The organism is Barnesiella sp. WM24, from assembly GCF_004570975.1.
Taxonomy (GTDB): Bacteria; Bacteroidota; Bacteroidia; order Bacteroidales; family Muribaculaceae; genus Muribaculum.
The window spans coordinates 124,400-131,130 of sequence record NZ_SPPC01000010.1 but is presented as its reverse complement, the minus strand read 5'-3'; the positions used below and the strand labels follow the sequence as shown (position 1 = coordinate 131,130).

The 6,731-nt window shown below is 53.6% G+C and carries 4 protein-coding genes; all 4 read left to right on the top strand.

Going from position 1 to position 6,731, the window contains the following annotated elements; genetic code table 11:
• Positions 1-1,426: 1,426 nt before the first annotated feature.
• The 4 genes from E4T81_RS11790 (at position 1,427) to E4T81_RS11775 (ending at position 6,717) form a co-directional block, all read left to right on the top strand.
• A complete protein-coding gene (locus E4T81_RS11790) occupies positions 1,427-2,017 on the top strand; it encodes a DUF3575 domain-containing protein (RefSeq protein WP_135044795.1) in 591 nt (196 codons plus the stop codon).
• Between the two features lie 14 nt (positions 2,018-2,031).
• Complete coding sequence (locus E4T81_RS11785) at positions 2,032-3,480, top strand: DUF3868 domain-containing protein (protein WP_135044792.1); 1,449 nt, start codon at positions 2,032-2,034, stop codon at positions 3,478-3,480.
• Between the two features lie 102 nt (positions 3,481-3,582).
• Positions 3,583-5,376 (top strand): Mfa1 family fimbria major subunit, encoded by a 1,794-nt coding sequence (locus E4T81_RS11780; protein WP_135044790.1) that lies wholly within the window; start codon positions 3,583-3,585, stop codon positions 5,374-5,376.
• 261 nt (positions 5,377-5,637) lie between these two features.
• A complete protein-coding gene (locus tag E4T81_RS11775; RefSeq protein WP_135044788.1) occupies positions 5,638-6,717 on the top strand; it encodes a FimB/Mfa2 family fimbrial subunit in 1,080 nt (359 codons plus the stop codon).
• The last annotated feature ends 14 nt before the right edge of the window (positions 6,718-6,731 follow it).

Below are 6,731 nucleotides of genomic sequence, written 5' to 3'. Positions count from 1 at the left end.
CTGTAGGGGCGAGTGGAAGCTCGCCCGCAACACACGCAATGCATCCATTTCCCCACGCCGCCGACACAACAATACCACCACAGGGGACGATACGCGGGCGAGCTTCCACTCGCCCCTACACTGCATATATATATGCCAACACATCACATCATCGCTTGTACATGCCAATACATCACATTACCGCATGTACAATGCCGCAACACATCCACCGCGCGCAAACCCATCGCACGCAAATCCCATCGCGTAGCTGTAGGGGCGAGTGGAAGCTCGCCCGAAACACACGCAATGCATCCATTTCCCACGCCGGCGACACAACAATACCACCACGGGGACGATACGCGGGCGAGCTTCCACTCGCCCCTACACTGCATATATATGCCAACACATCACATTACTGCACGTAAATGCCGCATGCAAACCCACCGCATGCAAACCCCATCGCGTAGCTGTAGGGGCGAGTGGAAGCTCGCCCGAAACACACGCAATCCATCCATTTTCCCACGCCGGGGACATAACAATACCACCACGGGACGATACGCGGGCGAGCTTCCACTCGCCCCTACACTGCATATACATGTACATGCCAACACATCATATTACTGCATGTACAATGCCGCGCACAAACACCACCGCGTAGCTGTAGGGGCGAGTGGAAGCTCGCCCGAAACACACACAATGCATCCATTTCCACACGCCGGCGACACAACAATACCACCACAGGGACGATACGCGGGCGAGCTTCCACTCGCCCCTACACTGCATATATATGTATATGCCAATACAACACCGCGCGCAAATCCACCGCATGCAAACCCCATCGCGTAGCTGTAGGGGCGAGTGGAAGCTCGCCCGAAACACACGCAATGCACCCATTTTCCCCCGCCGGCGACACAACAATACCACCACAGGGGACGATACGCGGGCGAGCTTCCACTCGCCCCTACACTGCATATACATGTACATGCCACAACACCCACTGCATGTATATGCCAACACATCACCCCCTGTACATGCCGCAACACACCCACCGCGCGCAAATCCGCCGCAACAAATCCGCGTGGCGATGCCGGGGCGGGATTTTCAACAAATGTTAATTGGTTAATTCGTTTGGATGTTATCAAAATCCATTGCCGCCGTCACCGCGAAGCCCGATTAAAAGTGTAAAATTACACTTAATCATCTGAAATATAGGGGGATTTACCCCCCCCCGTTAACGTATGTTAATTAACTCTTTTATCTGTAACTTTTCTTTGTTACCTACAAAAATTCACCTATTTTTGCATTTACTAACTAAAACGGATTAACCTAATCAACCCTACTTCAGCTATTGTTTAAGCTGTGATGTTTAATTGTGCCGAACGAAACACGCCCGACACTAAAACTTAAAGGAAAAGTGATTTTTAAAATGACTATGGATCTAAAAACAATGAAAAGCAGGCTCTCGATGGCGATGACACTACTGTTTATCGTCATATCGCTACAGTCGCAGGCACAGGATGTCGCGATAAAGACCAACCTGCTGTATGACCTCACCGCCACTGTCAATGTCGGAGCGGAGGTCGCCGTGGCTCCCAAATGGTCAATCGACTTGTCAGGCAATTTCAACGCGTGGAGCTTCTCCGACGGCAAACGCTGGAAACACTGGCTCCTGCAGCCCGAGCTCCGCTACTGGACATGCCGCGAGATGGGCGGTCACTTCTTTGCATTTCACCTCCTTGGCGGACAATACAATGTAGGCCACGTCAACCTCGACTTCCTGAGCTTCCTCGGCTCCAACTTCAATGACTTCCGCCACCTCCGCCATCAGGGATGGTATGGCGGTGCCGGCATAGGCTACGGCTACTCCTGGCTGCTCTCCCGCCACTGGAACATCGAGGCGGAGATTGCCGTCGGTTACGTCTACTCCCGCTACGACATCTACGAGTGTGCCGGATGCGGCAAGAAAATCGACTCCGGCCGACACAATAATTATATAGGCCCCACCAAAGCCGCCGTCAACCTGATTTATGTCTTCTAAACACCGCCGCAGTCATGAAACGTCTATCATCCATCATAGCACTACTCCTCGCCGTAAGCGGCGCCAACGCCGCCACGACCACCGTAACCGACTCTGTTAGGGGGGGTTACGACCCGGTCATCTCTCACACTGAGTCATCAATCGTCATCGACATGACGCTGCGCCTCGCCGACATCAAGGTCAAGAGCGAGCAGCAGCTCACAGTCACCACCGCCCTCGTCAGCGGCGACATGCGCCATGAGCTCCCCGGCGTCATTGTCACCGGACGCAACCGCGCCATCCGCGATGCGCGACAGTCCATCCCCGCCCCCGCAGGCTTCGCCGTCTACCGCGCCGGCGATGTGCCCGACGCCATCCCCTACCACGCCGAAGTGGCAGTAGCCGACTGGATGCTCGACGCCGACCTCATAGTCACCGACTCCCTTTCGGGATGCAACTGCTCCCCGCTCACCGACGGCTCCATGCTGCTCGCCACCCTCGACCTGCGCCCGCGCGTGTTTGCCCCGCAGTATGAGTACATAGCCCCCGTAGCCGAGGCGGCAAAGATACGCGAGGCGGCGGGACACGCCTATATCGACTTCCCCGTCAACAAGACCGAGATATACCCCGACTACAGGCGCAACCCCGTGGAGCTCGCTGCCATACGCGACACCATCGAGCTTATCAAAAACGACCCCGACTACACTATCACCGGGCTGACACTCAAGGGATATGCCTCTCCTGAAGGCTCCTACGCCAACAATGAGCGCCTCGCCCGCGGACGCACCGACGCCCTCCGCGACTACATTCGCGGTCTTTACGACTTCTCCCCCTCCCTGCTCAGCACCGAGTGGGAAGCCGAGGACTGGGCAGGACTCATAGCCTACCTCCGCTCAAGCGACCTCCCCGAGCGCGACGCCATGATAGCGATATGCACCGACCCCGCCTTTGACGGCAACGACGACGGCCGCGAGTGGAAGCTGAAGAGCCGCTACCCGAGGCAGTATGCCTTCCTCCTGAAAGAAGTCTACCCCGGACTGCGCCACACCGACTACACTGTGCGCTACTCCGTGCGCACCTACACCTCTACCGACGAGATAGCACGCGTATTTGCCACAGCGCCCTACAAGCTGTCGCTCCGCGAGATGTATCTGCTCGCCCAGACCCTCGAGCCCGGCTCGCCCGAATACAACGAAGTGTTTGAGACCGCCGTGCGCCTCTATCCCGCCGAGCCTGAAGCCAATCTTAACGCCGCCCTCGCCACCCTGCAAGCTGGCGACCTCGACCGCACGGCACGCTACCTTGAACGCGCCGGCGACTCGCCCGAGGCATCCTACGCCCGGGGCATCCTCGCCGCCAAGCGTGGCGACTACGCCGCGGCGCTCCCGCTGCTTGACAGCGCTGCCGCCGCAGGAATAGTCAAGGCTGCCGAAGCAAAGGCGCAGCTCGAAGAGATTATAAGACGATCACCCGATCATAAATAATATACCAACGCAACAACTTACACTTTAACCTGACTATCAACCAATAACCCTAACTAATAATTCACCTGATTTTTTTCAACTAACTAATCAATACACATACTTATGAAAAAAAGTAAGCTATTCTTAGGAGCACTTTCACTGCTGGCATTCGCCGCCTGCTCCGACGACAAGACAAATGAACCGGTAAACCCGGTCAACGATGGAGCAAAAGCCTACGTAAAGGTATCTGTCATGACCACCTCACCCGGCAGCCGTGCTGAAGAGCCTGATGGAACAGATTTTGAAGACGGAACAAAAACTCCTGTTGACGAAAACACAATCAACTCTGTGCTTCTTGTATTCTATGACGTTAATCGTAAATACATTGGCGATGTTCTTCTTTCCAAAGATGACATAACCATGAAAGACGGCAATCCGGATGTACCTGAACAAAACGTTGAAAGATACGGAACAAGCGTAGCTGAAGTGTCTCTTGGCGGCATCGAGCCAAAATACATGATGGCATTTGCCAATCCTATCAGCACAGCAAATATCAAACAGGATATTGATGCCGTGAAGTTACAGATAAGAAAAGCATATAGGGACAATGACAACAAAGGTTTCTTCACGATGAATAATTCTGTATATTTTGATACAGAGGGTAATATACACCGTCAGGTGCCTGTATCAGCCGACCAGATTTTCTCATCTAAAGAAGAGGCAGCGACAGCAACCGGCGATAATGTAATAAAGGTATGGCTTGAGCGAATGGCAGGAAAAGTAACTCTTTCAGGTGCAGCAAACGACAACTCAATAGCTGACCGTGAAGGCAAGCTTGATAGTAAGAACCTTAAATTCGTTGTTGAAGGATGGGGTCTTAATGCCACTGCAAAGCAGATGTACTTGTCTAAAATTTATAATATGGATATTGCCCAAAGCTACCCTTCATTAAACAATCTGCTAAGCTCTTTCTATTGGAATGATCCGACACGTCACCGCAGCTATTGGGCATTTTCTCCTGATTACGCAAAGCCCGACAACAATACAGGTGTAGACTTCCCTTATGTGTCTGATCAGGTAACAGATAACTCTAAATTCAATTATGTGTCTTTCAATTCAATTCTCTCAGGTGAAAACCACAACCTCCCCGGAGCCACTGTATATACACTTGAGAATACAGTAAACAGTGCATTCTATCAGAAAAGCTGCGATTATCGCAACTCTGCGCTCGTAGCTGCCGTGGTTGTAGGTCACTATGAAGTAGAAGGAGCACAGCAGACCTTCTTTGTAAGAAACGACAGAATTTACCTTGAAGAAGATTTCAAAAAAGAGATGGCAAATATCGCCGGAGGTTATCTTATCGATAAGGACAATAATGCGCTTAATAGCGAGAATTATTCTGATCAACTCTTCAACATAGTTCATCCGGATAAACCAGTGTCGGGCGACGAAAGCAAAGGCGTACAAGAAAACCGTGTGACAGTTGAATTGTCAAGTGTGGCTGATGCCAACGCTGCCGGTATATTGTATAAAGCCGATGAAAATACCGACGCCGTTGAAATCACTGAGGCAAATTTTGAGGCTGTAAACCAGAAAATATATGAAATTTGCGGTCTTAGCTATGAGTACAAAAACGGATACGCTTACTTCAACATTCCTATCCAGCACCTTGGTAAAACTCCGGTAAACGCTGAAACTGTCTCAGCCGGTTCTTATGGCATCGTACGTAACCATCATTATAATATTACAGTAACCGATTGGGCTCCCCTTTCATTTGCCACACTCGGTACAGGAGTGCATGACCCTGACGAGCCTATCGTTCCTCCGACCGACCCGAGCGACAAGATTGCAGTCAAGGCAGAAATGCGAGTGCTGACATGGCGTTTGGTTCCCCAGAGTGTAATTCTTGGCGAGTAACGAGAATAAGTAATCAACCTATTATATAGCTGCGAGGCGCGGGCGGGAGCACGTCTCCCGCCCTCCCCGGCGGCTTCCTGTCACCAACATTTACCCCGGGGCCGACCGCCCCACCACTACGGCTCGTCCACGAGCCGCCGACACTCCTCACAACGCATCTCTCACCTCAACCTTTTTAACACTGACTATCACGAGACCCCCTAAACCCGGGTCCACGACATAAAAAAAACTGACTGACAACTTTATAAACCATAACCCGAAATGACCTTGACCGACCTAATAAAAAAGACTCTGATCAGCCTCGCGGCTGTCGCGGCATTCACGGCATGTGACAGCGCCATCTACGATGAAGAGGGCGACTGCTCGGTTACATACCGCGTCAAGCTCACATACACCAAAAACATGAAAGGCGCCGACGCCTTTCCCGTAGAGGTGACCCACGTGGCCCTCTATGCCTTTGATCCCGACGGCAACCTCGCCACGGCGGTCACCAGGACAGCCGAAGAGCTCCACGCCGCCGACAATTACGTCAATCTCGACCTCGAGCCGGGACGCTACGACATCGTGGCATGGTGTGGCGGCACATCGCGCGAGCCCGACGCCGCCCGATGGACCCTCGCCGGCGGCGACACCCCCGTGGCAAAGACCGACCTGCTCTGCACCCTCTCGACCACCCCCGGTGAAGCTGCCGGTAAGGTAGTCTCTGACAAGGACCTGCACCGTCTCTACCACGGCTCTCTCGCCGACGCCGAGATGCCCGCCCTCTACGGCACCCACGACTACACGATCGACCTGACTAAGGACACCAATTTCATCCGCGTGATCCTCCAGCATGCCGACGGCGACCCGGTCAACCCCGAGTGGTTCACCTTCTCGATCACCGACACCAACACCGCCCTTGACCACACCAACACCCCCGCGTCGGCCGACGTCGTGACCTACCGCCCCTGGGCTGTCACCTCGGTAGCCACAGAGATGCCCGACCCCGACCACGTAGCCGGCAGCAAAGCCCCCGCCCGCCAGTCAAGGACCGTCACAAGCATCAGCTCGGTAATAGCCGAGATGACTACCTCAAGGCTCGTGACCACAAGCCGCCCCGTCATCGAGGTCCACTGCACCGAGCCGGGCAACGAGCACTCCGTGGCGCGCCTCGACCTCATCTCCTATCTGCTGATGATCAAAGGCTCAGCCAACCGTCACATGACCGACCAGGAGTTTCTCGACTGCCAGGACGACTACTCGATGATGCTCATCCTCGACGACAACAACCGATGGAACATAAGCCTCGGACTTTATATCAACTCATGGCGCATCGTGCGACAAGAAACTGTCATACAATAACCCACCACTACCGA

Excerpts from the sequence above, each read along its gene's own strand:
- E4T81_RS11785 (WP_135044792.1), top strand. The coding sequence starts at position 2,032 with ATGAAACGTCTATCATCCATCATAGCACTACTCCTCGCCGTAAGCGGC.
- E4T81_RS11775 (WP_135044788.1), top strand. The coding sequence starts at position 5,638 with ATGACCTTGACCGACCTAATAAAAAAGACTCTGATCAGCCTCGCGGCT.
- E4T81_RS11790 (WP_135044795.1), top strand. The coding sequence starts at position 1,427 with ATGAAAAGCAGGCTCTCGATGGCGATGACACTACTGTTTATCGTCATA.
- E4T81_RS11780 (WP_135044790.1), top strand. The coding sequence starts at position 3,583 with ATGAAAAAAAGTAAGCTATTCTTAGGAGCACTTTCACTGCTGGCATTC.